20 protein-coding genes are annotated in these 25496 nt (G+C 56.5%); 8 read left to right on the forward strand and 12 right to left on the reverse strand.

Annotated elements, in window-relative coordinates:
• Positions 1-6: 6 nt before the first annotated feature.
• Positions 7-1548 (reverse strand): hydroxymethylglutaryl-CoA lyase-like TIM-barrel protein, encoded by a 1542-nt coding sequence (locus tag ENH71_RS10680; protein WP_294131050.1) that lies wholly within the window; start codon positions 1546-1548, stop codon positions 7-9.
• A 115-nt stretch (positions 1549-1663) separates the two neighbouring features.
• Here ENH71_RS10680 and ENH71_RS10685 point away from each other — a divergent pair, with 115 nt between their 5' ends.
• Both ENH71_RS10685 and ENH71_RS10690 read left to right on the forward strand, forming a co-directional pair.
• Complete coding sequence (locus ENH71_RS10685; protein ID WP_294131052.1) at positions 1664-2143, forward strand: hypothetical protein; 480 nt, start codon at positions 1664-1666, stop codon at positions 2141-2143.
• A gap of 66 nt (positions 2144-2209) precedes the next feature.
• Positions 2210-2731, forward strand: coding sequence for an RDD family protein (locus ENH71_RS10690; RefSeq protein WP_294131054.1), 522 nt, complete (start codon positions 2210-2212; stop codon positions 2729-2731).
• Between the two features lie 35 nt (positions 2732-2766).
• On the opposite strand, the gene leuB is transcribed toward ENH71_RS10690, so the two are convergent.
• Together leuB and ENH71_RS10700 are read right to left on the reverse strand one after the other, a co-directional pair.
• Positions 2767-3876 (reverse strand): 3-isopropylmalate dehydrogenase, encoded by a 1110-nt coding sequence (gene leuB / locus ENH71_RS10695; protein WP_294131056.1) that lies wholly within the window; start codon positions 3874-3876, stop codon positions 2767-2769.
• Between the two features lie 213 nt (positions 3877-4089).
• Positions 4090-4224: a hypothetical protein gene (locus tag ENH71_RS10700; protein WP_294131058.1), complete on the reverse strand. Its 135-nt coding sequence runs from the start codon at positions 4222-4224 to the stop codon at positions 4090-4092.
• Between the two features lie 459 nt (positions 4225-4683).
• Between ENH71_RS10700 and ENH71_RS10705 the strand changes: the two genes are divergently transcribed.
• The gene (locus ENH71_RS10705; RefSeq protein ID WP_294137807.1) at positions 4684-7128 is read left to right on the forward strand and encodes a DUF305 domain-containing protein; all 2445 of its coding nucleotides are present in this window, start codon (positions 4684-4686) and stop codon (positions 7126-7128) included.
• Positions 7129-7230: 102 nt separating this feature from the next.
• Positions 7231-9825, forward strand: a complete 2595-nt coding sequence (locus tag ENH71_RS10710; RefSeq protein WP_294134377.1) for a M1 family metallopeptidase — start codon at positions 7231-7233, stop codon at positions 9823-9825.
• 7 nt (positions 9826-9832) lie between these two features.
• On the opposite strand, the gene ENH71_RS10715 is transcribed toward ENH71_RS10710, so the two are convergent.
• The 5 genes from ENH71_RS10715 to ENH71_RS10735 form a co-directional block, all read right to left on the reverse strand.
• Entirely contained in the window at positions 9833-11065 is a 1233-nt protein-coding gene (locus ENH71_RS10715; protein ID WP_294134380.1) for an Nramp family divalent metal transporter, read from the reverse strand.
• Positions 11058-11756, reverse strand: a complete 699-nt coding sequence (locus ENH71_RS10720) for a DUF938 domain-containing protein (protein ID WP_294134384.1) — start codon at positions 11754-11756, stop codon at positions 11058-11060. Before ENH71_RS10720 ends, ENH71_RS10715 begins: the two co-directional genes overlap by 8 nt.
• Positions 11757-11774: 18 nt before the next feature.
• Positions 11775-12158, reverse strand: coding sequence for an MAPEG family protein (locus ENH71_RS10725; RefSeq protein WP_294134387.1), 384 nt, complete (start codon positions 12156-12158; stop codon positions 11775-11777).
• A gap of 80 nt (positions 12159-12238) precedes the next feature.
• Positions 12239-13060, reverse strand: a complete 822-nt coding sequence (locus tag ENH71_RS10730) for an HAD-IIB family hydrolase (protein ID WP_294134389.1) — start codon at positions 13058-13060, stop codon at positions 12239-12241.
• Positions 13061-13198: 138 nt separating this feature from the next.
• Positions 13199-15040, reverse strand: coding sequence for a DUF885 domain-containing protein (locus ENH71_RS10735; RefSeq protein WP_294137810.1), 1842 nt, complete (start codon positions 15038-15040; stop codon positions 13199-13201).
• A 356-nt stretch (positions 15041-15396) separates the two neighbouring features.
• Here ENH71_RS10735 and ENH71_RS10740 point away from each other — a divergent pair, with 356 nt between their 5' ends.
• From ENH71_RS10740 to ENH71_RS10755, 4 genes are all read left to right on the forward strand, one after another.
• The gene (locus tag ENH71_RS10740; RefSeq protein ID WP_294134393.1) at positions 15397-18318 is read left to right on the forward strand and encodes an amidohydrolase family protein; all 2922 of its coding nucleotides are present in this window, start codon (positions 15397-15399) and stop codon (positions 18316-18318) included.
• 4 nt (positions 18319-18322) lie between these two features.
• Complete coding sequence (locus tag ENH71_RS10745; RefSeq protein WP_294134395.1) at positions 18323-19633, forward strand: amidohydrolase family protein; 1311 nt, start codon at positions 18323-18325, stop codon at positions 19631-19633.
• A 22-nt stretch (positions 19634-19655) separates the two neighbouring features.
• Positions 19656-20087: an acyl-CoA thioesterase gene (locus tag ENH71_RS10750; protein WP_294134398.1), complete on the forward strand. Its 432-nt coding sequence runs from the start codon at positions 19656-19658 to the stop codon at positions 20085-20087.
• 172 nt (positions 20088-20259) lie between these two features.
• Positions 20260-21153 (forward strand): CE1 family esterase, encoded by an 894-nt coding sequence (locus ENH71_RS10755; protein WP_294134404.1) that lies wholly within the window; start codon positions 20260-20262, stop codon positions 21151-21153.
• Positions 21154-21181: 28 nt separating this feature from the next.
• On the opposite strand, the gene ENH71_RS10760 is transcribed toward ENH71_RS10755, so the two are convergent.
• The 4 genes from ENH71_RS10760 to ENH71_RS10775 all read right to left on the reverse strand — a co-directional run bounded on the left by ENH71_RS10760 (position 21182) and on the right by ENH71_RS10775 (position 25480).
• Entirely contained in the window at positions 21182-21580 is a 399-nt protein-coding gene (locus ENH71_RS10760; protein ID WP_294134407.1) for a hypothetical protein, read from the reverse strand.
• The gene (locus ENH71_RS10765; RefSeq protein ID WP_294134410.1) at positions 21528-22976 is read right to left on the reverse strand and encodes a cytochrome-c peroxidase; all 1449 of its coding nucleotides are present in this window, start codon (positions 22974-22976) and stop codon (positions 21528-21530) included. The genes ENH71_RS10760 and ENH71_RS10765 overlap by 53 nt, the downstream gene beginning before the upstream one ends.
• 20 nt (positions 22977-22996) lie before the next feature.
• Positions 22997-23593, reverse strand: a complete 597-nt coding sequence (locus ENH71_RS10770; protein WP_294134413.1) for a redoxin domain-containing protein — start codon at positions 23591-23593, stop codon at positions 22997-22999.
• Positions 23594-23860: 267 nt separating this feature from the next.
• Positions 23861-25480: a BCCT family transporter gene (locus ENH71_RS10775; RefSeq protein WP_294137813.1), complete on the reverse strand. Its 1620-nt coding sequence runs from the start codon at positions 25478-25480 to the stop codon at positions 23861-23863.
• Positions 25481-25496 lie beyond the last annotated feature (16 nt).

The raw sequence follows: 25496 nt of genomic DNA on the forward strand, positions 1-25496 counted from the left end.
GCTGCCTTACGGTATCAGGCTGTGCATGCGTATATTGATCATGCGCAATGTGGCTTTGACGGCGGCCAAGACCTGGTTGGCGTCCACGCCCCGGGTTTTTAATTCCCGATCCTCGATTTTCCAGGTGATGATACATTCGGTCAGGGCATTGGTATTGCCACCGCGCGGGATATGCACTTCATAGTCCACCAGTGCCGGCATGACAAAGTCACGCTTTTTGAGAATTTTGCTGATGGCGTCGATAAATGCTGCAAAACCGCCATTGCCCGAACCGGACGCGTTGAAGGTTTTATCCTGAATGCTGACGCGAATGCTGGCTGTGCTGTCCACGTCCAGCCCGCTGCTGATGTAGCAATTCATCAGTTCTACATAACGAAACTCGCGCCGCTCCAGCACATCGGCAATGATAAACGGCAGGTCATCGGCAGTGATCAGTGCTTTGGAATCGCCCAGCTTGACGATTTCCTGCAGCACCTTGCGCTGGTCCTCGCTGTTCAGCTCCAGACCCATCTCTTCCAGATTGTTGGCCAGTGATGCTTTGCCGCTCATCTTGCCCAGGGCATAGGTGCGCTTGCGGGCAAACCGTTCGGGGCGCAGGGCCGTGATATACAGGCCACCTTTCTGGTCGCCATCGGCGTGGATACCGGCAGTCTGGGTAAAGACATCAGCGCCAACGATCGGCGTATTGGCAGCAATCCATTTGCCTGAAAAATTTTCCACCATCCGGCTGAGCATGGCAATACGGGTTTCATCGATAGATAAACGAATGCCCAGCTTGTCTTTCAGTACCACCGCCACCTCTGCCAACGATGCGTTACCGGCACGTTCGCCCAGGCAGTTGATCGTACAGTGAATGGTGTCGATACCGGCTTTGACGGCGGACATGACATTAGCCGTGGCTAATCCATAGTCGTTATGGGGATGGAAATCAAAGCGCTGCGTCGGAAAACGGCCGGTCATGTCGGTCAGCGCGGCGTAAACTTCATCCGGCGTCATCACGCCCAGTGTGTCAGGCAGCATAAAGTTGCCGATGCCGCAGTCGCTGACGCCGGCCACCAGGTCAAACACATATTGGGGACTGTCTTTGTAGCCATTAGACCAGTCTTCCAGATACATGTTGACGCGCAGACCGTTGTCCTGGGCGTAGGCGACAGTGCGTTTGATGTCATTGATATGTTCGTCCAGCGTTCGCCCGAGTTGTTCGCGACAATGTTTCTCGCTGCCTTTGGCGAGCAGGTTGATGACCTTGCCACCGGCATCACGCACCCAGTTGACGCTGAGGGTGTGATCGACAAATCCCAATACTTCAACTTTATCGAGCAAGCCTTCCTGGGCCGCCCAGCTATTGATGTCTGCGACGGCCTTTTTCTCACCTTCCGAGACGCGTGCTGACGCGACTTCAATGCGATCGACTTTAAGCGACTGCAGCAAAGCGCGGGCGATTTGCAGTTTTTCTTTGGCGGCGAATGAAACGCCCTGGGTCTGCTCGCCATCACGCAGGGTGGTGTCCAGTATCTGGACCTGTCTGCCACTTGCTTGTGCACTCATGCCGGGAAGTATCCTGAAGCCGTTGAATCAAGGGCTGGATTCTATCAGATCCTTTCAGGCATCATAAGTGTGGCGCCAGATTCAAGTTTTATGGCGAATTGTCGATAGGAACCCTATGAATCATGTAACTACAAAAATTGGTGCAGGACTTTTACTGGCTACCGTCATGTGCGGTGGCCTGGCTGCAGCTGAACCCGGAGCCGGAGCCGTAAAACCGCAACGCCTGTGGCTGCCCCCGAGCCAGGAAAATCTGCGCGAACTGCTGGTCGCTGCGGCTCATCAGGCGCTGTTGGACCCCGATTGCGCCGAGGTGCTGTATGGGCGTCTGAATGAGTACCGCACTGAAAACGACGAAACTGCATTTACCATTCTGTGTATGCGCGATGCGCGTTATACCTTTAACCTGGTGTTTAATGCCAGTGATCTGGAGCCTGTCGACACAGAGCAGGAAGTGGTGTCAAATGCTGAGGATCTGCAGCGATTGCGCGCGTTGCTGGGTGATATCCCGGCATCGGTGCGTTCAGGAAACACCGATGGTGATGCGGAACAGACACCCGAGGAGCCTGAGGATACGACCCCGCCGGTGCTGTTCTGAGCAACAAGGTGCTGGTAAATACGTTATACTGGCGCCTTGTCTGATTAGCAGCCGTGTTTGTCCCCAATGAGTTCAAAAAAGAAAATCCAGCGCCGACTCCTTTCCGAGGCTGAAACTGCCTTATTGCCGCGCGCGGGTCTTTTGCGCCGGCTGGCCGCACTGCTCTACGATATGTTTCTCGTATTTGCGATGTGGATGATTCTCGGATTCATTATACTGTTTGTATTCGGGCTGTTTGCTGACAATACCAGCGAGCTGGTCGATGGTCAGGTGCAGACCCATCCGGTACTGCTCATGCTGAATTTTGTCATGATGGTCACCACCGCTGCCTGTTTCTACCTTTGGTTCTGGCGTCGCACCGGGCAGACCCTGGGTATGATCGCGTGGCGAATCAAGGCATTGCGTACTGACAACAAACCCATTTCGCTACAGCATGGGTTGATCCGTTTTGTGGCCGCGTGGCCTGCATTCTGGCTGGGCGGTCTGGGCTATCTGTGGCTGTATGTGGATAAGGATCACGACGCCGTCCATGAAAAGCTCTCCGGTACCAAGACCGTCCTGCTGCCCAAGGACGCGCGACCTTTTTAACGCCTGGCTGACGAGCAGCCAGGCGGGACAACTGCTCAGGCAGGTACAGGCATGCTACGCAGTGCTTCCACGACGCGATCGCCGAAGGCCTGGGTGTCAATCATCTTGACCCCGCTGCCGGGCTTGGACAGATCAGCCGTCGAGTAACCATCAGCAAAAACGCTTTGCATGGCATGCCAGACATTCTTCGACTCCTGATCCATGCCAAAGCTCATCTCCAGCATCATGGCCACCGAACCAATCATTGAGTACGGATTGGCAATGTTCTTGCCAGCAATATCCGGTGCCGAACCGTGCGACGGTTCGTAGTAGGCTTTGTCATCACCCAGGCAGGCAGACGGCATCAGGCCCAGTGACCCGAGAATACCGCCGCCCTGATCACTGAGAATGTCGCCAAACATGTTTTCCATGACCATGACGTCAAACCGGCCCGGGTTCAGGCACAGGTAGGTCGCGGCTGCGTCGACCAGAATGTTTTCGACAGTCACGTCCGGGTAGTCCTTGCCGACCTCGGCCATCACGTCGTTCCACAGCACACTGGACTTCAGGACGTTGCTTTTGTGGATGTTGTGCAGCACTTTTTTGCGCTTCATGGCGGTGTCAAAAGCGACGATGGCAATGCGGCGGATCTGGTTTTCGTCGTATTCCAGTGTTTCCTTTACGTAACGCACGCCGTCAGCGGTAGTGCCGGTCTCTTTTTCGCCAAAATACAGGCCGCCCACCAGCTCGCGGATGATCATGATGTCGATGCCGTCGCCGATGATCTCCTTTTTCAGCGGTGAGAAGTGTGCCAGGCCCCTGGGCAGAAACACCGGACGAAAGTTGGCATAGGTGTTGTAACGACGGCGCAGCGGCAACAGGGCGCCACGTTCGGGTTGCATATCCACCGGGATTTTTTGTGAATCTTCGTGATTCAGGCCGATAGGGCCTTTCAGGATGGCATCGGCTTCATCGCAGACTTTCTTGGTCTCGTCCGGGAACGGATGACCACAGTCAAAATACGCACTGGCGCCAAATGGCGTATGAATCAGGTCAAACGTGACGTTGTTGCGCTCGGCAACCAGGTCCAACACTTTGACCGCCTCTTTCATGATTTCCGGGCCGATGCCGTCACCGTCCAGCAAAGCGATTTTGTAGTGGCTCATAAGGGTTCCTGTCATTGCAGCTGATAATTAACCTTCGAACACGTCCAGGCGCACGCGAGCTCGCGCCCACCCGATCGATTGGCCGTGGTCGATGAAAAGGGGACGTAATTTAGCATGGCAGGGGATGCCGGAACAACTTGGTGTATCGAGGGGGAGGGTCGGCAAACCTGGCGCTGATTCAGTTACCTGAACAGCGCGCTGCCGCGATGACAGCTAAAACAGGACCATGACCTGACGGATAAAAATGATAGCGAGCACCACTACAACAACGTAGCTGAGGGTCTCACTGACTTCGAAGCCAAAGAATTTTTTGGGTTTATCTTCCTTGTTTTCCTTCTTCTGAGCCATCTGGCAAGGCACTCCAATGATTAAAATCAGTCACTTAGGCCGTGCATTCTGGCATAGTGAGCATAGGCTTGCCAGCCTCGAACAGGGGGTTTACCCGTTTTGTGCCCTATTTTTTCCTGATGCTGGCAACTAACAGGGCTGTCGGGCACCTTTGTGACACAACACGGTCACTCTTTGAGGTTCTGCTCTGCTCCGGGTCCGTGATTGGCGCTGGCATACTCCCGGTTGCTTGCACGGCGAGCTTGCCAACCTTGGTCATTTGACTTATATCCGTGAGTATTCAGTGGCATCCGTCAACAAACCGTTGTAATCTTTGATACATTCGCGACCTGAAAACATCCAAGTCAGGTTGTGGTTGTATACAATTCCGCTATCAGATGCTTTGCTCATGACGCTCTTTTCAGGCCGGTTTCCGGAGACACGAAGACGAAATGTAAGGCAAAGCCCGGAGACATATCAATGACCAAACCAGCCTCTCAGATCTTCCGTATCGCGTCCAGCGTGTCGCTCGCAACCGCCGTCTCACTGTTCATGGCCGCCGAAAGTTACGCACAGGTGCCGATCGTGCAACCGGGTGCACCCGGGCAGAGCAGCCGTCAGATCACTGCCGAAGAGGCTTCAGATCTGGCTGGCATGCGCTTCAGTGATGCCGATGTCAAATTTATGCAGGACATGATTGCGCATCACGCGCAGGCGGTCGAGATGAGTGCGCTGCTGGAAGACCGCTCACAAAATGCAGACATGGAACAGCTGGGGCAGCGCATATCGCTGTCGCAGGAGGATGAAATGAGTTTCATGCAGGACTGGTTGCGTGAGCGCGGCCAGCCCACCACCAGTTCCATGGCAGATCATGTCATGCGCGGCGGTTCTCATGGCTCTCACAACGACATGATGCCGGGCATGATCACTGACGAGGAAATGGCCGAACTCGCCGGCGCCGAAGGCGTGGACTTTGATGCCCGCTATCTTGAATTGATGATCAAACACCATCAGGGCGCCATCACCATGGTGGAAACCTTGCTGGAGCAGGGTGGTTCCGCCCAGGATCCGGTGCTGTTCGAGTTCACCTCTGAAGTCACCACCGAGCAGACCAGTGAAATTGAGCGTATGACACTGATGCTGGCCACGCTGTCACCGGATCCACGCGTCAATCTCAGTGCCGGTTATGATACGGCGGGACAGGCTTCCCTCAATATGCGGCTGATGGCGGCCATGCCGAAGCCGGAAGGCTTCTATGACCCGGCCAATCCGCAGGGCCTGCCCATGAGCCGGATCAACGACACTGGCGAAGAATCAGACGATGAAGATGCCGAGCCGCGTCCCAGTCTGCTGGATTTTGCCAATACCGATATCGCTTTTACTGACGATGTCCTTATCGCCGGCAACTACCATGGTTTCAATGCGTACGACATCAGCAACCCGACCAGCCCGCAACTGATGAGCTCGGTGGTATGTCCGGGCGGCCAGGGCGATGTGTCGGTGATCGGTGACTTGCTGATCATGTCCGTTGAACAGAATCGGGGTCGACTCGACTGTGGCCTGACCGGTGTTGCCGAGCGCGTCAGCGACGAGCGTTTCCGTGGCATCCGGATTTTTGATGTCAGCGACTTTACCATGCCGGTTCAGGTGGCCGCTGTGCAGACCTGTCGTGGGTCGCACACACACACGGTGGTCAGCGATGCCGATGCCGATAACAATATTCTGGTGTATATCTCGGGTACCAGCTACGTGCGTCCCGGCGAAGAACTGGAGGGCTGTGTGAATGAATCGCCCTTTGAAGATGCAGAATCGGCGCGCTTCCGTATCGAAATAGTTCAGATTCCGCTCGATAACCCGCAGGACGCACGCATCGTCAGCCGACCGCAGGTATTCTCTGATCCGGGCACTGGTGTGATTGCCGGACTGTGGGAGGGCGGTGACCATGGCGAAGGTACCCAGGACACCAACGAAACCAACCACTGTCATGACATCACCGCATTCCCGTCACTGGGTATTGCAGCCGGCGCCTGTTCCGGCAACGGTATCCTGTTTGATATCAGCGACCCGATGAACCCTACGCGCCTGGATCAGGTGGTTGATACCGGTTTTGCTTATTGGCACTCGGCCACCTTCAATAATGAAGGCACCAAAGTGTTGTTTACCGATGAGTGGGGCGGTGGCTCGCGTGCACGCTGCCGTGCCTTTGATCCGCAGAATTGGGGTGCCAACGCCGTGTACGACGTTGTCGATGGCAATCTCGAATTCCGCAGCCATTACAAGATGCCGGCACCCCAGTCTGACCAGGAAAACTGTGTCGCACACAATGGTTCACTGGTGCCGGTCCCGGGCCGCGACATTTTTGTGCAGTCCTGGTACCAGGGTGGTATTTCAGTGATGGACTTCACTGATTCGGAGAATCCGGTAGAGATCGCGTTTTTTGATCGCGGACCGATTGACCCGGAAGAGCTGGTCATGGGTGGTTACTGGTCTGCGTACTGGTACAACGGTGTGATTTACGGCACCGAAATTGCGCGCGGCCTCGATGTGTTTGAGCTGACGCCCAGTGACTATCTGAGTGAAAATGAACTGGCAGCCGCTGCGCTCACCGCCTCGGAGAACCTGCACAATCCACAGCAGCAGCGACAACTCGACTGGCCTGCCGATCCGGTGGTAGCTAAAGCCTACATGGATCAGTTGCGACGCCTGGGAGCGCTGGATGTTGTGCAGGATCAGACGCTGACGGCAGCGCTGGATCAAGCTGCTGCCGCACTGGCCAATGGTTCTGGCAGTGCAGCGGTGGCGACACAACTGGCGTCACTGGCAACAGGGCTGGAGAGCGAAGCAATGAGCCGGACCGGCGCGACACAGGCGCGATACCAGGCGCTGTTGGAGACGGTAGAAGGTGTTGCCGACCGCTTACGTTAAATAACAGGCTGTTCTGAGACTGCAGAGCCAGGGGTTGCGTTGATCCGTCATGACGCAACCCCTTTTTTATCATAGCCTGCCAATTAGACTGGAGACTGAAGCATGACGTCTGGCAAATTTATTGGTGTGCTCGTAATGGCGCTTTCTCTTATGTCCTGTCTTGCTTCCGGTAACAATAGCGCTGGCAACAATAGTTCCGGCAACAGCAGTGCTGCCAGTCCTGCCCCCGGTGTGGCACTGACACTGGCACAACGGCGTGCGGCCAGCATCAGCAACGTGGTTTATGATCTGCATTTTCGTGTGCCCGCCGATGTCAATGAGCCGGTGACAGGTACGCTGCTGGCCGTATTCGATTTGAGCGACGCGTCGCAGCCGTTGGTCATCGACTTCCGGGTACCCGCAGATCATGTTGTGGATGTCACCCTGAACGGTCAGCCAGTGACCTACCAGGTGACTAACGACCATATTGTGATTCCGGCCGCAGCGCTGGCACAGGGATCTCAGCAGCTGGGTGTTGAATTCACAAGTGCGGATACAGCGCTGAATCGTCGCAGTGATTTCATGTACGCCCTGTTTGTGCCCGATCGCGCCTCGACGGCTTTTCCGGTGTTTGAACAACCCGATATCAAGGCCCGCTATCGTCTGCAGTTGAGCATCCCGGCGAATTGGCGGGCACTGGCCAATGGTGCTGAGACCACGCGCCAGCCAGATCCGGCACTGCCCGGCATGGATCTGATCGAATTTGCCGAAACCCTGGCCATCAGCTCTTATCTGTTTGCTTTTGCCGCCGGTGATCTGCAGGTCGAAACCGCCCAACGTGGTGGTCGAACCTTTAACATGTATCACCGCGAAACTGACCCCGAGCGACTGGCGCGCAACCGCGATGCCATCTTTGATTTGCATGCGACGGCCATTGACTGGCTGGAAGACTACACGGCCATTGATTATCCATTTGGCAAGTTCGACTTTTTTGCCATACCGGCGTTTCAGTTTGGTGGCATGGAGCACCCGGGCGCCATCTGGTATCGTGCCGACACGTTGTTTCTTGATCCCAGCGCGTCACGCGCACAGGAGTTGAGCCGGGCCAGTCTGATTGCGCATGAAACGGCACATATGTGGTTTGGCGATCTTGTGACCATGCGCTGGTTCAATGATGTCTGGATGAAGGAAGTCTTTGCCAATTTCATGGCAGCCAAGATTGCCGGTCCGGCATTCCCGGAGCTGGATCTGGACCTGCGTTTTTTTCAGGCACATCATCCCTCAGCCTACGCAGTTGACAGAACTGCAGGGGCCAATCCGATTCGCCAGCAGCTGGATAATCTGCGTGATGCCGGCTCGCTGTACGGTGCCATCATTTACCAGAAGGCGCCAATCGTAATGCAGCAACTGGAGACGCTGTTGGGGGAGGACGTGTTGCGCGCCGGCCTGCGTCAATATCTGCAGCAGTTCGCCTTCGGCAACGCCGGTTGGCCGGATCTGATCAGCCTGCTGGATGCCATGAGTGCTGAGGACCTGACGGCCTGGAGTCGGGCGTGGGTGGATCAACCGGGACGTCCGCGCATTCAGGCACGCTGGCAGCAAGGTGGTATTACCGTGTCACAGAGCGATGACGATACGGCGCGCAGCCTGCAGTGGCAGCAGCCGGTAGTGGTGGCAGTGGCAAGGGACGGACATGTTACGGAGCATGTGGCACAGCTTCGCCAACGCAGTGCGCGGGTGGAGGTGCCGGGTATTGTGCCGCCGGACTTTATTCTGGCCGGTGCCGATGGTGTCGGCTATGCCCGTTTCGAGCTCGATGAAAACAGTCGGCAGTTTTTACTCGGCTCTGTCCATGGGCTTGAGTCGGGTCTGCACCGGGCGGTTGTGTGGCAACACCTTTGGGAAGATGTGCTGGAGGACTCGCTGGCGCCAGCGGCCCTGTACGACGCTTTGCTGATTGCGGTGCAGCGTGAGCAGGACCCGTTGATTGCGCAACAGGTGCTGGGTCTGTTGCGCGGAGTCTGGTGGCGTTATCTGTCCGCTGCAGACCGGAGCGCGCGCGCAGACAATCTGGAGGCGACACTGTGGCAGGCGCTGGCGCGTGCTGATGGCGCTGGCCGAAAAGGGGCATACTTCAATACCCTGGTGGATGTTACCGCAACAGAAACCGGTCTGGCAGAGCTTGCCGCGATCTGGGGCATGAGCCGTGACATTGAGGGATTGCCACTGCAGGAGCAGCAATATATCGATCTGGCTGAAACCCTTGCGCTCAGGGCAGTACCCGGGGCCGACAGTATTCTTGACGCGCAGCAGGCCCGGATCAGTAACCCGGACCGGCTGGACCGTTTCCAATTTGTGCGTCCGGCCCTGAGTCAGGATGCTGATCGCCGCGCCGAACTGTTCCTGTCATTTGCAAATCTGGAAAACCGACGTCAGGAATCCTGGGTGCTGGATGCGACACGCCTGATCCATCATCCGCTGCGCGCGGGTAGCGCCCGGCCGCTGATCAGACCGGCACTGATGTTGCTGGAAGAGATTCAGCAGACCGGTGATATATTCTTTCCACTGCGCTGGCTGAATGCCACTCTGGACGGCCACAGCTCGCCAGAAGCAGCGGCGATTGTTCAGCAGTATCTGGATGAACGTACTGATATGCAGCCCAAGTTGCGAGCTAAACTCCTGCAGGCGTCCGACGGTCTGTTTCGGGCCGCCCGGTGATACCCGGTCAGAGGTTGCCAAGTACCTGAATAATAGTTCGTGAACCCAGTGCCACCGTTACCGTCAGAATGATGATGCCCAGCAGATTGTTCAGAGGGGTATTTTTGTGGGCACCCAGCACGGAGCTGCGGTTCATGATCCACAGTACGATGGCCACCACCACGGGCAGGGTCAGGCCATTGGCAACCTGGGCGAAACGGATGATCTCGATGGGATTGATGCCAAGCGACGAGAAGGTAATGCCGGTGGCCAGAATCAGCATCCACACCAGACGAAAACCAGCGTGTTTCAGATCTGCCGGCCATCCCATGCAGCCACGCACAACATAGGCGGCCGCCAGCGGGGCGGTAATGGCGGAGGTGATGCCGGCAGCAAACAGGCCCAGACTGAGAAAGTATTTGGCAAAATTGCCAAACAGCGGCTCCAGGCCAAGTGCCAGGTCGGCTGCATTGCGAATGCCCGATGTATTGACCGCCGCCGCGCATACTATGATGGCCATGGAAACCAGTCCGCCGACGCTGATCGCAATGAAGGTGTCGCGCCGTGCATGTGGCAAAGCGTCCACGCTACGCCATTTTTCGCTGACCAGTGAGGCATGCAGGAACAGATTATAGGGGACAACCGTGGTGCCGATCAGCCCCAGTATGGTCAGCAGATTGGCATCGTTGAGCGAGGGCGCCAGCAGGCCCTGCAGTAGCGCGCCCATGTCCGGCCGGGTCAACACCGCGGCGAGCACAAAGGCCAGACTCATCAGGATCACCATGGCAATCAGGGCGCGTTCCAGCACCTTGTAGCTACCCACAAATAACAGACCGAAGGCGATAGCGCCGATGAGCAGACTGAGCCAGCGTGCGCCCGATGCCGGCTCGATGCCGAGCAGGGTTTCCAGCCCCAGTCGCCCGCCGCTGATATTGCCCGCTTCATAGGCAGCATTGCCGATAACAATGGCACTGACGATCATCAGTAATACAATAAATCGGACAAGAGGCTGATGATGGAGCTGGCTGCGAATGACATCGGTGAGACCACGGCCGGTGACAATGCCGATACGAGCAGACATTTCCTGCAAGACCATGGTCGCAAGTACCGACAGCAGCATGACCCATAACAGGTCATAGCCGAATTCGACACCGGCCAGCGTGCACACGGTAACGGTGCCCGGTCCAATAAATGCGGCTGCCACCAACGCGCCCGGGCCACTGTTGTTGTACCAGGCGCGGGCGTTGGCGGCGTCACTCATGGCTTGTGTGGTCCGGCGTTACAGTCGCGCCGCTGGAGACTGTGCGTTTTTGCAGAAGCACACTCAAATTGTTGGCGGGCATGGTCACTACATCCAGCAGCTTGAGGTGGTGCGCTGCCGCCAGTGTGCAGACATCATCCAGGTCGCGTATCCCCCATTGCGGGTTACGTGATCGCAAGTCTGCATCAAACAGGGCGTTGCTTTGTGCTGTGTGTTGACCCTTGCGCTGGTAGGGGCCATACAGGTACAACAGGCCGCCTTCGCTCAGCAGGGTTTCAGCCGTTTGCATCAGGCCCCGGGTGGCTTGCCAGGGACTGATATGAATCATGTTGATACACACAATAGCGTCCAACAGTGCTGGCCCGGAACCGGCATCGGTCAGCACGGTGATATTTTCCGTCACCGGGCGACTGACATCAAACATCAGTGCCGGCTGCAGGACCGATGCATCTGCCTCGTCACGCCAGGCATTGATACTGTCGATAGCATCGGCGTTAATATCGCTTGGCCACCATCGTGATGCTGCCAGCAGTGTGCTCAGATACACCGCGTGTTCTCCGGTTCCGGCAGCGATTTCCAGCACCCGGCTGTTGGCGGCCAGGTATGTTTGCAATACCTGGCCGATGGCTTCGCGGTTGCGCAGCGAGCTGGGGCTGCTGCGGCGGGCGTCATCGCTGGCGTGTGTGCTCAATGCAAGGTTCCCTGTGGCTTAGCGCAAACTCAATGCGGCGCCGATCAGCGCGCCGAGCGCCAATGCCAGGGACGGCAACATGGTCAGGGCAAAACCCAGGCCGCGTGATTTGGGGTCTTTGACATATGCGCGCAGGTACAGATAACGGCCGATAATGAAGACCACGCCCAGCGCGGCGGCAATCTCGGCATTGACATAGGTAGCAAACAAAAAGATCGAGGGCAGAAACAGCACCAGACTTTCCTGTGTGTTCATATGGACGCGATAATAACGTTCAAAAACAGGATCGCCGGTGACCGCTGGTGCTTCTATCTTATAGGTGCCGCGTGCCTTGCCAACCAGAATGCCAAATACCATATATTGCAATAACGCCAGTACAACAACGATTGTAACCAGTTCCATAGTGTGTCTCCTTTGTAGGTGATGTGCAGGATGTTTCTACTTATTGTTGGTGGTCATTATCGATGCCGATATCACAACCGTCACAGATTAAAGCGCCCTCGCAGGTAATGTGCAATACCATCGTCATTGTTGTGACCGATGACGGCGGTTGCTTCCGCCTTGACATAATCCTTGGCGTTGTCAGGGGCATAACTTTCGTCGGCGACCCGGAACATACTCAGGTCGTTGTCGCTGTCACCAAAACAGATCAGGCTGCTGATGTTCAATTGCTGGCGCAGCAGAGTGAGGGCATCGCCCTTGCTGGCGCTGCTGTGATGAAAATCCACCCATTTCAGGTCCTTGCTTTCCATGGCAACGCCCGAGTATGAGACCAGATGATCTTCGTTTGCCAGGTTTTCCCTGATGGCGTCGATGCCGGCAGCACTGCCCAGCATGCTGATATTGGTAATACGGGCATCGGCGGGCAGGTCGGTTAATGGCCGGATTTGCGCGCCGCCGCGACTGCGAACCACGTCCAGCAGCTTTTTTTCTACGGTGTTCAGTGACGAGGGATGAAACACGTAGTGTTGCTTGTCCTCGGTCACGGTATTGACCCAGGGGCTGATCTCTTCGTTCAGTGCTGCGCGCAGGACATGCGTGGCTTCAGAAACCGTCAGGTAATTGTTCAGTGACAGGGTCTCCACGCGGGGGTCCCAGATGACGGTGCCGTTGGTGTACACATGGGGCAGCACAAAACCGTGATCAGCAATGATCTGCTGACCGGAGTGCAGGTTGCGTCCGGTTGCCACCGTATATGCGACCCCGCTTTGCGTCAGTCGAGTGAGAGTTTCGCGGGTGAACACGGAAATTTTTGAGGCATCATTGAGCAAGGTGCCGTCGAGATCAAAAACAACAAGTTCCATAGCGGGGAGCGGATCTCCTGAGTGTCGGCCTGATAGGGATGGATCGTGTGTTTGCTATTTAACCACAAATGGCGCCGGATGGGGGCGGCCGTGTTGCGCGAGCGCGGCCTCACGGCCGCGAATGTGAACCCGGGCGGCTCAGTTGTCGCCCTGCATCATGTCCACGATGGCAGGCACAGGCGCGTTGCCATAGCTGAGGAAACGATTGTGGAACGTCTTCAGATCAAACTCATCTCCCATGCCGGCTTTCAGGCGCTCGCGAAAGTCATAAATTTCGGCATAACCGGTGAAGTACGATGTTAGTTGCACCTGCGACAGCGTGATCCGGCGCCATTTATTCTCCGCTTCAGTCCGTTCCTGGAATGCCTCGCGCAGCATCATGTCCATGGCTTCCTGCTCAGTCATGTTCAATACATGAACGGCGTAGTCCATGATGGCGTTGGTGACCACACGTAAATTCCATTTGCCGTACATCAGCCACATCTCAGGCGCCTGGTCACCCCAGCCTTGCTCCAGCATCATGCGTTCGGAATAGACCGCCCAGCCCTCGATCATGGCGCCATTTCGCAGCAGGCTTTTGATCAATCCGGATGATTTGTTGCCGTGTACCAGTTGCGTGTAGTGGCCCGGTATTGCCTCATGGATGTTCAGAATCTGCAGCACCCACTGGTTGTATTCACGCAGGTAACTGGCCGCCTGTTCATCACTGTAGTCGTCCAGCGGGGTCACGTTATAGTAGGTGTCAGCGGTCGGGTTAAACGGGCCCGGGGCACTGACCGATGCCCCGGCGCCGCCGCCGCGCATGTATTCGGGCGTTTCGCGGACCACCAGCGGCCTGGTCGGGTCCTGATCGATCAGGTCATTTTCAGTGACAAAAGCCGTCAGCAGCGGGATCTGACGTTCAATCTCACTGATAAAATTCTCGCGGGCAATATGTTGATCTGACAGGTGGTCAATAAGCAGGCCGATGCGGTCGAGCCGGTCTTCAGGCATGGCCTGATCAGGAAAATAGTCGCTCCAGAGCTCAATCGCGATGGCATCCATGTCGTTATGCAGGCGATTTTTTTCCGCCAGCGCTCGATCGTAGAGCTCCCGCGCGGTGAAGCCTGATTGAATGTCGTAGCGGAATTTAGCGTCGTAGAGCCCGGCACCAATGCGGAAAGGACGGGCGTCGTCATTTTCCGTCAGGGCCCCGGAGATGGACTGAAGTTCCGTGATAAAGCCGTCGATGGTTTCAACCGCCGCCTGCCGGGTTCGTTCGTAGCGCTCTTTTTCTGCTGTTTCCAGACTGGAAGCGGCTACGCGCTCGCGCAAACTGTCGCCCAGCAGGTTCAGCGTACCGCGATTCTGTGTGATCGCCAGCTCGGTATGTTCGCGTGTCGGATTGCTGATATTGCTGCGCGCCGCCTGGTAGTAGGCGGGTACCTGTTCCAGTCGTGCCAGTACCGTTCGCAAACGATCCGCTTCCGATGCATAGGGCGTATTCAATATCAGACCGATAGGGCCGGCGACATTGTAATTGGAGGGATCCCACTGCCAATCCCTGAATTCAGTGAGGTACCAGCGCATGGAGGCCAGCCGGTTGGTCAATAGAGCGTGATCAATACGCAGTTCCGGCGGCAGGGTTTGTGGGTCGATCCGCGATAGAGCTGCCAGCTCGGCTTCGGCAAACGCCAGGTCTTCGGCGCGACGGGCAGCATCCGGGATAGTGACCCGGTCGGCAACGTCGTATCGACCCGCGTAAATGGACCATTCCGGGGCTCGTGTCAGCATGCGCTGCATCAGCGCTTCGCTGGCACTGGCAAAGGCGGCTACCGCCGGGTCAGGTGCTGCGTTCTGGACCGCCCCGGACATGTTTGTGGGGTTGCCAGCCGGGCTTGGTGCCAACGGCATATTGCCATCGGGCGAGCATGCTGCCAGCATGGACGCTGCCAGGACGAGTACCAGCGCGCATGTTCGATAGTCGGGTGATCGCATCATTTGATTCTCCTGTTGGCAGTAATTGTACTACCTGGTCACACTTTCCGATATTATCGGGCGGCTGTCATTGTTTTGACGAGGCATTTATGGAACCGGATCACAGCAAGTCCCCAAACCAGGCTTCAGCGCCAACGCTGGACGGCCGGCGTCTTGGCCTTAATGAGCTGAACCTGGGGAATACCAGCGGTCGTGGCAGGTTTAAACGGTTTCTGCGGCATCTTTCGCAGTTCCTGGCGGGTATGTACACGGGCGAAAGTTGCGCGGGTACGCCACATGACGAGCGCCGATCAAAACCGGCTCCGCTGCATCGCAATAAATCCTGAATTCGAATAAACCTGATACTAAGGAACACAGATATGCGCTTTTTTATATGTTGGCTGGCAACCATGCTCATGGTGTCGCCCGTGTTTGCCCAGGAAACCGCAACGCCCAATGGGATAGCCGATAACAGGCGCAATGCAATCGCCCTGACCGGCGCCACTGTCTATCTGCCGGGACAGGGTTATCAGGAAGACGCAACGGTCTTGGTCCGTGATGGGGTTGTCGTTAATGTGGTCGCGGGCACTGACGCGCGGGATGGTTATTTTGCCATTGATATGGCGGGCAAGTACGTCTACCCGGGCTTTATCGACCTGTATTCCGGTTACGGCCTGCCAACACCGGGGCGTCCGGTGCAGCGTGGCGGCGCCGAAGTGGTGAGGTCGGGCAACCAGGCCTACAACGCCAACGATGCCATTCGCTCGCATTATCGTGCCGTGGAAAATTTCACGCCCGATGCTGACAGCAGTGAGACATTGCGTGACCTGGGCTTCAGCTCAGTGCTTAGTCATCATGCGGATGGCATTGCCCGTGGCACCTCGACGCTGGTGACCCTGGGTAATCACAATGCCAATGAGGCAGTTGTGATAGCTGACGCCGCCGCACACTACTCCCTTGACAAAGGCAGCTCCAGCCAGACGGTTCCGGTGTCTTTGATGGGGTCGGTTGCCTTGTTGCGACAGACTTACCTGGATGCACAGTGGTTTGCTGCACACGAGCAACGTCCGTTTGTCGACGAATCGCTGGAAGGGTGGATACGTGCCCAGAGCCTGCCGCAGATAATGGAAGTGGATAATTGGCATCAGGCATTAACAGTGGATGGCGTCGCGCAAGAGTTCGACACCGATTATGTCATTCGCGTCGGTACAGACGCCTATCAGCAGGCAGAGAAACTGGCTGCCACCGGCGCGCGCCTGATAGTGCCGGTGAATTACCCGGATGCACCCGACGTGGCCGATCCGTTCATCGCCGACGAAGTGTCCTTCTCTGACCTGAAACACTGGGAGCTGGCACCGTATAACCTGCGCCTGCTGTCGGAAGCCGGTATTGAGTTTGCGCTGACCAGTGCCGGCGCCGGCGCGGACTTCTGGGATAACCTGCGACAGGCCGTTGCTAATGGCTTGCCGCACGATGACGCCATTGCCGGGCTGACCACTGTGCCGGCCCGGATACTCGGAGTGTCTGATCGTCTGGGGCAGCTTGACGCCGGTGCGCTGGCCAATATGGTGGTCACTTCCGGGCCCCTGTTTGATGACGACACCGTGTTGCTGGAGAACTGGGTGCGCGGCGAGCGTTTTGTGCTGAATACCGGTCTCGATGAGCGACGTGGGCAATATTCGCTGATGGCTGGCAACCGGCAGCTGGCTGTGGCGCTGGATTTTGCCGATGGCGGTGCCAAACTCAGCCTGTTGGACGGCAATGCCGAGCCGGATGCAGATGCATCGGTCGATGCCAGCATCGGCAATGACCTGATCAGCCTGACGTTCACTGCCGCCAGCGACACCGGCCCGACCCGCCTGAGTGGCTGGTCGGTAGACAATGGCTGGCAGGGCACCGGGCAAACGGCAGCGGGTGAGCCGATAGACTGGCGTTTGACTTACACAGGCCCGCTGGTCGCGCCCGAGCCGGAGCCGGACTCAGCGCCGGTCACTTCCGCCACAGATGCTTTGCCTTCGCCTGTTCTGTATCCGTTCTCCGCATACGGTAGCGAGTCGTTGCCGGCTCAGCAGGATGTGGTCATTCGCAATGCCACGGTATGGACCAATGAAGACATGGGTATACTGGTCACTGATGTGCTGGTGCGTGATGGCCGCATTGCCGCTGTCGGGGACAACCTGTCGGCCGGCGGCGCCGTTGAAGTCGATGGCACTGGCAAGCACCTGACCCCCGGCATCATTGATGAGCATACCCATATTGCCTTGTTCAGCATCAACGAGATTGCTACCAACTCAAGCATGGTGAGAATGCAGGATGTGGTGAACTCCGAGGATGTGAACATCTACCGCAACCTGGCAGGTGGCGTGGTCGCGGCACAACAGCTGCACGGTTCATCCAACCCGATAGGTGGCCAGTCGTCCATCATCAAGCTGCGTTGGGGTATGGCGCCGGAGGAACTGCAGCTTGACGATGCTCCCAAGTTTATCAAGTTTGCGTTGGGCGAAAACGTCAAGCGCAGCACCAACCCGGCCTCGATCCGTTACCCGCAGACCCGTATGGGTGTCGAGCAGGTTTACGTCAATGCTTTCAGCCAGGCACAGCAGTACGAGCAGCGCTGGAATGCCTACAACGCGTTGTCCAATGCGCAACGCCGCGATACGGTCATGCCCCGACGTGATCTGGTGCATGAAACCATGCTGGAAGTACTCAAGGGCGAACGGTATGTGACCAACCATTCCTATGTGCAGTCCGAAATCAATATGATGATGACCATGGCCGAGAGTTTCGGTTTCAACATCAACACCTTTACGCATATTCTGGAAGGTTACAAGGTCGCCGACAAGATGGCGGCCCATGGCGCGGGTGGTTCTACATTCTCGGACTGGTGGGCATTCAAATGGGAGGTGCGTTACGCCATTCCCTACAATGCTGCATTGATGCAGCTGGCCGGTGTGGTGGTAGCGCTGAATTCAGACGATGCCGAGATGTCGCGGCGCCTGAACCAGGAAGCCGGCAAGATGGTCAAGTATGGCAATGTCAGTGAATCGGACGCCCTGAAGATGATCACCCTGAACCCGGCCAAACTGTTACACCTGGATGATCGCATGGGCAGTATTCGTGAAGGCAAAGATGCTGATCTGGTGTTGTGGGATGAGCATCCTTTATCGGTGTATGCCCAGGCACAGACGACCTGGGTAGATGGTGTGCCGTATTTTGACCGGGCACGAGATCAACAACTGCGGCAGTATATTGCTGATGAGCGCGCGCGCCTCATCGCCGCTATCATCAGCGAAGAGGAGTAAGGACATGAGAACACGAATCCGAGTTATGTTGTTTGCCGCACTGTGTTTATCGATTCCTCTGTCGCAGGCGATTGTACCCAAACCGGCAGAAGAACAAAGTGAGCCGATCGCGATCATTGGTGCCGTGATTCATGTCGGTGACGGCAGTGTGATCACGGATGGGGTAATGGCTTTTGATGAAGGCGTGATCACCTATGTTGGCACTGACGCCAATCGGCCTGACTTTTTCAGTCATCAGCTTATTGACGTGCAGGGTGCCCATGTTTATCCCGGCTTTGTGCTACCCAACTCAACGCTGGGTCTGTCGGAAATAGCCAACCTGCGGGCCACCAATGATGTGGTGGAGGAGGGCGATATCAATGCCAGTATTCGCTCGGCGATTGCCTACAATACTGATTCCGAGCTGATTCCGACCTTTCGCTTTAACGGCATACTGACGGCGCAGATAGCGCCGCAGGGCGGCCTGATTTCCGGTCGCTCCAGTGTCATGAACCTGGATGGCTGGAACTGGGAAGACGCCTTGCTGGCGGAAAACGGGGGCATGCACATGCATTGGCCGTCACGCACTCGCCGTGAACGCAATGACATCACCGGTCAGTTTGAAACCGTCGACAATGAAGACTATGCCCACCAGACCCAATTGCTGCATTCGCTGTTTCAGAATGCCGTCAGTTACACGGGCACACCGCTGAATCTGAATTTGCAGGCGATGGCGCCATTGTTCACCGGTGACGCCAAACTCTTCATCCACGCCAATGATGCGCGCACGATTGTCAGTAGCGTTCAGTTCGCCAGCAGCTATGGCGTCCAGGAGATTGTCCTGGTAGGTGGCCGTGACGCCATGAAGGTCAAGGATCTGCTGCTTAGCGAATCGGTGGCAGTGGTTTATGAGTCCGTACATTCACTACCCGGCAGGGAGTGGTACGACGTGGACGAACCCTACAAAGTACCGTTTCAGTTGCACGAGGCGGGCATCCTGGTCGGTATTGGTGGTGGTGAAACCGCGCTGGATTCCCAGCGCAATCTGCCGTTTTTTGCCGGCACGGCTGCGGCGTACGGGCTGGACAGGGAGACCGCGCTGGCCATGGTGACCCAGCACAATGCAGAAATTCTGGGTGTGGATGATCAGGTGGGGACCCTGGAGGTCGGCAAGAACGCGACATTTTTTGTTTCCGTCGGTGATGCGCTGGACATGCGGACCAGCCAGGTACAGGAAGCCTTTGTGCAAGGGCGTCTGATCGATCTGTTCGGCACTCAGCAGGAGTTGTATCAGCGTTACTACGAGCGCTATTCAAACCAGCCGCTCGAACAATAAACGATTTTACCGGGAGCACGTTTTGCCGACTTGGGATAGACCTGACCCGCACACGTTGAGTATTGTGGTGGCCGCCGATGAGATTGATGAGCTGGGCCACACCAATAACGCTGTTTATGTACGCTGGCTGGAGCGTTGCGCCTGGCAACATTCGGAGGCTCTGGGTCTGGATCTGGCTTCATACCGGCTACTGGACCGTGCCATGGTTGTGCTGCGCCATGAGATTGATTACCTGGCCGCTGCCTACCTGGGTGATGAGCTGCAGGTTGCGACCTGGATTGTGCAGTCAGATAACAAGCTCCGGTTAACCCGTGAGTTTCAGATTTGCAGGGGTTCAGACCAGCAAACCCTGTTGCGGGCTAAAAGTACATTTGTCTGTATTGCGCTGACAACCGGCAAACCCAAGCGCATGCCAACAGTATTTCTGGAGCGCTACGTTGGTGCAATGGTTTGAGTCAGGGCTGCCAGCCGTGCAACTGACGGTGGCGCAATTGACCGAGATATATAACGCCAGCCCGCTGAAATGCATGACTGCCCGGCAACGTGCCGGCTTTGCAATACATTACGATTCTGTGTACGACTGAAAACCTGGTTAAATAATGCTCTAAAACTTACGAGGAAGTGTTATGCGTTTTATGTTTTTATTACTGTTGATATGCTCGCCGGCTGTGCTCGCGCAGCAAACCACTCAGATAGACGCGGGCCGCGGTGACATCCCGTTAATCGTGCCCGATAGCTATCAGGCCAATGCGCCGGTACCGCTTTTTGTATTGTTGCATGGTTATGGCTCAAGCGGTGTCCAGCAGAACGAGTACATGCGTTTTGGTGAGCTGGTCAACAACTATGGATTTATTCTGGCCACACCCGATGGCACTCAGGAGACGCAGGGGCGCAATGCCCGGTTCTGGAATGCGTCGGATGCGTGTTGTAATTTTTACGCCAATGACCTTGATGACTCTGCTTATGTACTCAACATCATCAATACGGTCAAGGCGCAATACCAGGTCGATGAGCGCCGGGTGTATCTGATTGGTCATTCCAACGGTGGCTTCATGTCATACAATGCCGCTCATGAACACTCGGGTGTGATTGCCGGTATCGCCAGCCTGGCCGGGGCGGAGGCAACCGTCGCACAAGCGGCACCTGAAAACCCGGTTCATATTCTGCAGATTCATGGCACTGCCGATGGCACCATCGCTTACGACGGTGGCGACATTCAGGGCAATGTTTACCCCAGTGCCAACGAAACGGTCAACCGCTGGGTGGAGTACAATGGCTGTTCGTCTGATGGCGAGGTTGTTGCTACGCTTGATCTGGATGTCAGCCTGGCAGGACTGGAGACGACAGTGACCCGCTACAGTGATGGTTGTCACCCCGGTGGTTCAGCCGAACTATGGACGATCGCCGAAGGTGCCCATATACCGCAGATTACCCCGGCGTTTTCAGAGGAAGTGGTTCAATGGTTGCTGGCGCGACCGAAGATACTGGGCACGGATAATGTCGCAGTGACACAAAACTGATTCGTCTGTCGCTGCGGGCATGTTGGTGCTAGCGTGCCGCAGCGAAGATGGTTTGCATTTGATGGGCCGTGCTGGTTATTGCTGCTGATTGCATGGCCGTCATCATCTGCTCCACAGTATTTTTATAGCCAGACAAACGCGCCACCGGGTCACCCAAACCTTCAACGGTGTTGTTCATGGCCGGGTCGTCAATGTGTGTTTGCATGATGTCCGCCATCGCATGTGCCCGCAGATAATCGGCAATCACCCATTCAAGCTCGTTGGTTTGCGTCAACAGCTGTTCGGCAACGTTGGTCAACTGTGTGCGGGCAGATTCACTCAATGTGGCCGGCGGGTGATGCAACGCGCGGGCATGGCGAATCAGCTCCAGGTGTTCAAATTGCAGAAAGTCGTAGTGCGCTACTTCGCCTGAGTGAACACGTGCCATTTCGGTCAGCAATTTTTCCTGGGCAGACTGCGCTGCAGCAATTGCAATACCATAGGCGTCGCTGTGCGCCCCGGGCCCGGGGCCCGGGGCTGGCGGGGTTGGCTGACGCGGTATTGGTGTCGCCAGCAGGCATTGTGCCGGTTCTACTCTGGCTCTGTGGCATCTCTTGCTGCCTCATACCCTGGCCCGGTCGCATTCCACCCTGATGCATACCCTGGCCTTGTCGCATGCCCTTACCTTCATGCATGCCCTGGCCTTGTCGCATGCCCTGACCTTCATGCATGCCCTGGCCGCGTCCCATGTCCTGACCTTGTCGCATGCCTTGACCACGGCCCATGCCCATATTGCCCATCATCATGCCCATGCCACGCCCGCCCAGAGACTGCAGGAATGCGGAGATGTCGTCGATATCCTGTTGGCTCAATTGTCGGCCCAGTTGATGCTCGCCCATCTCCTCGATGGCGGCTTCCAGGGTATCGATGCTGCCGTCATGAAAATAGGGAGCGGTCTCGGCAACGCCGTGCAGAGTCGGCACTTTGAAGACGTGCGCGTCGTGTTCCCGCAAACTGCGGTTGATCAAACCGTTGTCATTTACATTCGCTACGCGATGTTCGACAAAATAGGATGTCGCAGACCCGAGTTGTTGGTAGGAATTGCCTCCCAGATTGATGCCATTGTGGCAACTGACGCAACCAATCTCGTCGAAGCGCTGCCAGCCCCGCATGGCCTGCTCACTGAGCTGATCTTCTTCGCCCGCCAGGTGACGAAGGAACGGGGTGTTAGCCCGGGTAAAGTTCATGGTCTGGAAGTAGGCGAGCGCATCGCCGATGTTGTGAGCGGTAATGCCGTCCGGGTAAAGGACGGCAAATTCGGCCGCGTAGTTGTCGTCATTTTGCAGCAGTTCCACCACGGTGGCCAAATCGTGCGCCATTTCTATCTGGCTTTCAATTGGCCCCAGTGCCTGTTCAGTCAGGGTCACTGCGCGGCCATCCCAGAACTGACGGAAATTCATCGCCGCATTGAACGTTGTTGGTGCGTTCAGATGTCCGCTGACACCGAATGCTCCGGTTGATACCCGGCGACCATCAGTACCGCCGAACATGCCGGAGTGACAGCTATTGCAACCAATATTGTTGTCCGCAGACAGCCGGCGCTCATGAAACAGATCGAATCCCAATCGCAACTTGTTGGCATCGACATCGCTGGCGCTAAATCCGGCAATTGGCCGGTAGCCGGTCAGTGCCAGCTCATGATCGGCGTTGGCCGCTATCAGTGCCGGCTTGCCCAGCGCGTTGTTGAATGCCAGCCATGCCTCGTCAATTGGTTCGGCGGCATCGAGTAACGGGCCGCAAAAACACAAGGCGAGTAAGGCAAACGTTTGCGATTCAGTTTTCATGATAAATGCTCCCGGGCTTATCAGCTCAGGAAAAACCCGACCAGGCAGCCCTTGGAATCCGGGATGTCGTTCATGTTTATGGTTTCTCCCGCCATGACCGCGTCCAGCGCATCGCGCAGGTAATTATGTTCGGTGTTGATGCGCTGGGTTTCGTAGCCCAGTGAGTCGTCAATGGGGCCGCGGAACACAACCTTGCGCGTACGCGGGTCAACGATAAACACCTCGGCGGTTCTCTCAACCCCCAATGAACGTGCCACGGACTGGTCGGCGTCTTTTAGAATGGGAAAATCAATATTGAAATCCGCTGCCTCTTTACGGATGCGGGGGATGTCATCCTGGATAAACGAATTCAACATCAGGAAAGTGATGTTGCTGTCTGCATAATCATCGCGAATGCCCAGGAAGGTCGGGACTGACAGGCGCGCGATCGGGCAGCCTGAACCATGCACATACATGACAATAAATTCGTTGTCGGCATATTCGTCGAGCGCGTGGGTGACCCCCATGTGATCGGTCAGCTCAAAGTCCTTCATCGTTTTCAGCCATTCGTCAGCCATGGCATTTGTGGTGAGCAGCGTCAGGAGGCTGAAAAATACCAAACTCAGTGTCTTGTTCATGGTTGCTTCCTTCCAGTTGTGGTTGTCGGACAAGTCTACCGCCCGGGCGAACAGATGATGAATCAAGTATCTGGCAAAACAGAGTCAATCGCCATGTGACACATTGCCGCAGCGCTGGTCGGCGTCGAAGCATAAAAAGCGCAGATAATTGCTTCAATTTTAATATTACTCCCGGGTGGGCAGGGTGACCATGCGCTATATCAAGGTTTGGCTCTGATTGTAGTTGTGGTTGTGAGGCGCAATCGCCTGTCAGCCGGTGATCGTGTGTCAGTCTGTGCTTTCGTTGTGCCCGGCTATCTCCGCTGACCGTTCATGGTCGGCCTCGCTCTGCTCTCTGTCGGCCTCGTAATCCTTGAGCATGCGTTGCATGCGTACTTCCAGCATGGCTGCGTGCAGTTCCATCTGCCGCTGTTCCTCGCGCAGGGAGCGAAGCAGCGCGGCCGCCATGAAGATCATCAGGATCATGAAGGGAAATGCTGCGACAATGGACATCGTCTGCAATGCGCCCAGCCCGCCGCTGAGCAGCAGCACCCCGGCCACCAGCACCTGAATGAAGCCCCAGCCGACACGCAGCCAGCGACTGGGCGTCAACACACCCTTGCCGGTAAACATGCCGAGCACGAACGTGGCCGAGTTGGCGGAAGTGATCACGAACAGTATGATCAGGATCAATACCAGCCAGCCAAGAATTTCCGGAAAGGGAAGTGATTCCAGCATCAGGAACAATCCGGAGCTGATTTCGGTATCGACCGCCGCTGCGATGCCTGCCGACTCGAACAGTTCGTAGTACAGTGCTGATCCGCCAAAAACCGCGAACCACGCCACGCTCAACAGCACCGGCATACCAATCACGCCCAGCACAAACTCGCGGATGGTGCGCCCGCGTGAGATACGGGCGATGAAGCTACCCACGAATGGTGCCCAGGAGAGTCCCCAGGCCCAATAAAAGATAGTCCAGCGCTCCACCCAGTCCTCGCCGGTATAGGGCGTCATGACCAGGCTCATCCCGATGACATTGCTAAAATAGTCGCCGATGGCATTGGTCATCGCCGCAGTGATGAAGTCGGTAGGGCCAGCAAAGAATACAAACACCAGCAGCGCGGCGGCCAGCAACATGTTGGCATCACTGACATATCGCACGCCGCTTTCCAAAGGCATCAAAGAGCAGAGCAGGAAGATCACGGAGACGCCGGCCAGTATCATCATCTGCTGGCTGGTACCGAAACCAACGTCGGCCACGGCGCCAAGGCCGCTGTTGATCTGGATGATACCCAGACCAAGCGTGGTTGCGACGCCGAATACGGTCGATACCACGGCCAGGGTATTGATGCCGTGACCCAGAGGGCCGTCGACCCGGTCACCCAGGCTGGCCCGGAAGGTTTCACTGATCAGCCCGGCCCGTTGCCGTCGGAAGCGCACATAGGCGATGGATAGTCCGACCACCGCGAAGTTGGCCCACTGGTGAAATCCCCAGTGAAAAAGTGAGTACTGCATACTGATCCGGGCCGCCTCCGGGGTTCCTCCGGTCGTCTGGCCCAATGGCGGGTTATTGTAGTGGCTCATGGGTTCGGCCACGCCCCAGAACACCAGACCGACACCCATGCCGGCCGAGAAGATCATGCCAAGCCAGGTAGGATAGGGAAACTCGGGACTTTCGCCATCGGCACCCAGACGAATACGGCCGGCGGGCGAGAACGCTACCCCAAAGCAGAACAACAGAAACCCTGTCGTGGCGAACAGGTACAGCCACCCGAAATGTTCCGTGGTGAAGTCCAGCGCAAGCTCGGCGCCTTCCGCCAGTTGCTCGGGCCTGCCGATCCCCATGACTACAAATACGGCGAGTAAAACGACGGAAAGATAGAATACCCATCCAGGGCGCTTTTGCATGTGTTCTCCTTTTCCG

Origin of the sequence: Pseudohongiella sp., assembly GCF_011050365.1 — a bacterium.
Taxonomy (GTDB): domain Bacteria; phylum Pseudomonadota; class Gammaproteobacteria; order Pseudomonadales; family Pseudohongiellaceae; genus Pseudohongiella.

What these genes read in the sequence shown, in the direction of transcription:
- ENH71_RS10760 (WP_294134407.1), bottom strand. Translation starts at nt 21,580, where the DNA reads ATGGCACGTGTTCACTCAGGCGAAGTAGCGCACTACGACTTTCTGCAA.
- ENH71_RS10710 (WP_294134377.1), top strand. Translation starts at nt 7,231, where the DNA reads ATGACGTCTGGCAAATTTATTGGTGTGCTCGTAATGGCGCTTTCTCTT.
- ENH71_RS10735 (WP_294137810.1), bottom strand. Translation starts at nt 15,040, where the DNA reads ATGATGCGATCACCCGACTATCGAACATGCGCGCTGGTACTCGTCCTG.
- ENH71_RS10705 (WP_294137807.1), top strand. Translation starts at nt 4,684, where the DNA reads ATGACCAAACCAGCCTCTCAGATCTTCCGTATCGCGTCCAGCGTGTCG.
- ENH71_RS10725 (WP_294134387.1), bottom strand. Translation starts at nt 12,158, where the DNA reads ATGGAACTGGTTACAATCGTTGTTGTACTGGCGTTATTGCAATATATG.
- ENH71_RS10745 (WP_294134395.1), top strand. Translation starts at nt 18,323, where the DNA reads ATGAGAACACGAATCCGAGTTATGTTGTTTGCCGCACTGTGTTTATCG.
- ENH71_RS10765 (WP_294134410.1), bottom strand. Translation starts at nt 22,976, where the DNA reads ATGAAAACTGAATCGCAAACGTTTGCCTTACTCGCCTTGTGTTTTTGC.
- leuB (WP_294131056.1), bottom strand. Translation starts at nt 3,876, where the DNA reads ATGAGCCACTACAAAATCGCTTTGCTGGACGGTGACGGCATCGGCCCG.
- ENH71_RS10770 (WP_294134413.1), bottom strand. Translation starts at nt 23,593, where the DNA reads ATGAACAAGACACTGAGTTTGGTATTTTTCAGCCTCCTGACGCTGCTC.
- ENH71_RS10730 (WP_294134389.1), bottom strand. Translation starts at nt 13,060, where the DNA reads ATGGAACTTGTTGTTTTTGATCTCGACGGCACCTTGCTCAATGATGCC.
- ENH71_RS10740 (WP_294134393.1), top strand. Translation starts at nt 15,397, where the DNA reads ATGCGCTTTTTTATATGTTGGCTGGCAACCATGCTCATGGTGTCGCCC.
- ENH71_RS10715 (WP_294134380.1), bottom strand. Translation starts at nt 11,065, where the DNA reads ATGAGTGACGCCGCCAACGCCCGCGCCTGGTACAACAACAGTGGCCCG.
- ENH71_RS10775 (WP_294137813.1), bottom strand. Translation starts at nt 25,480, where the DNA reads ATGCAAAAGCGCCCTGGATGGGTATTCTATCTTTCCGTCGTTTTACTC.
- ENH71_RS10680 (WP_294131050.1), bottom strand. Translation starts at nt 1,548, where the DNA reads ATGAGTGCACAAGCAAGTGGCAGACAGGTCCAGATACTGGACACCACC.
- ENH71_RS10685 (WP_294131052.1), top strand. Translation starts at nt 1,664, where the DNA reads ATGAATCATGTAACTACAAAAATTGGTGCAGGACTTTTACTGGCTACC.
- ENH71_RS10690 (WP_294131054.1), top strand. Translation starts at nt 2,210, where the DNA reads ATGAGTTCAAAAAAGAAAATCCAGCGCCGACTCCTTTCCGAGGCTGAA.
- ENH71_RS10755 (WP_294134404.1), top strand. Translation starts at nt 20,260, where the DNA reads ATGCGTTTTATGTTTTTATTACTGTTGATATGCTCGCCGGCTGTGCTC.
- ENH71_RS10700 (WP_294131058.1), bottom strand. Translation starts at nt 4,224, where the DNA reads ATGGCTCAGAAGAAGGAAAACAAGGAAGATAAACCCAAAAAATTCTTT.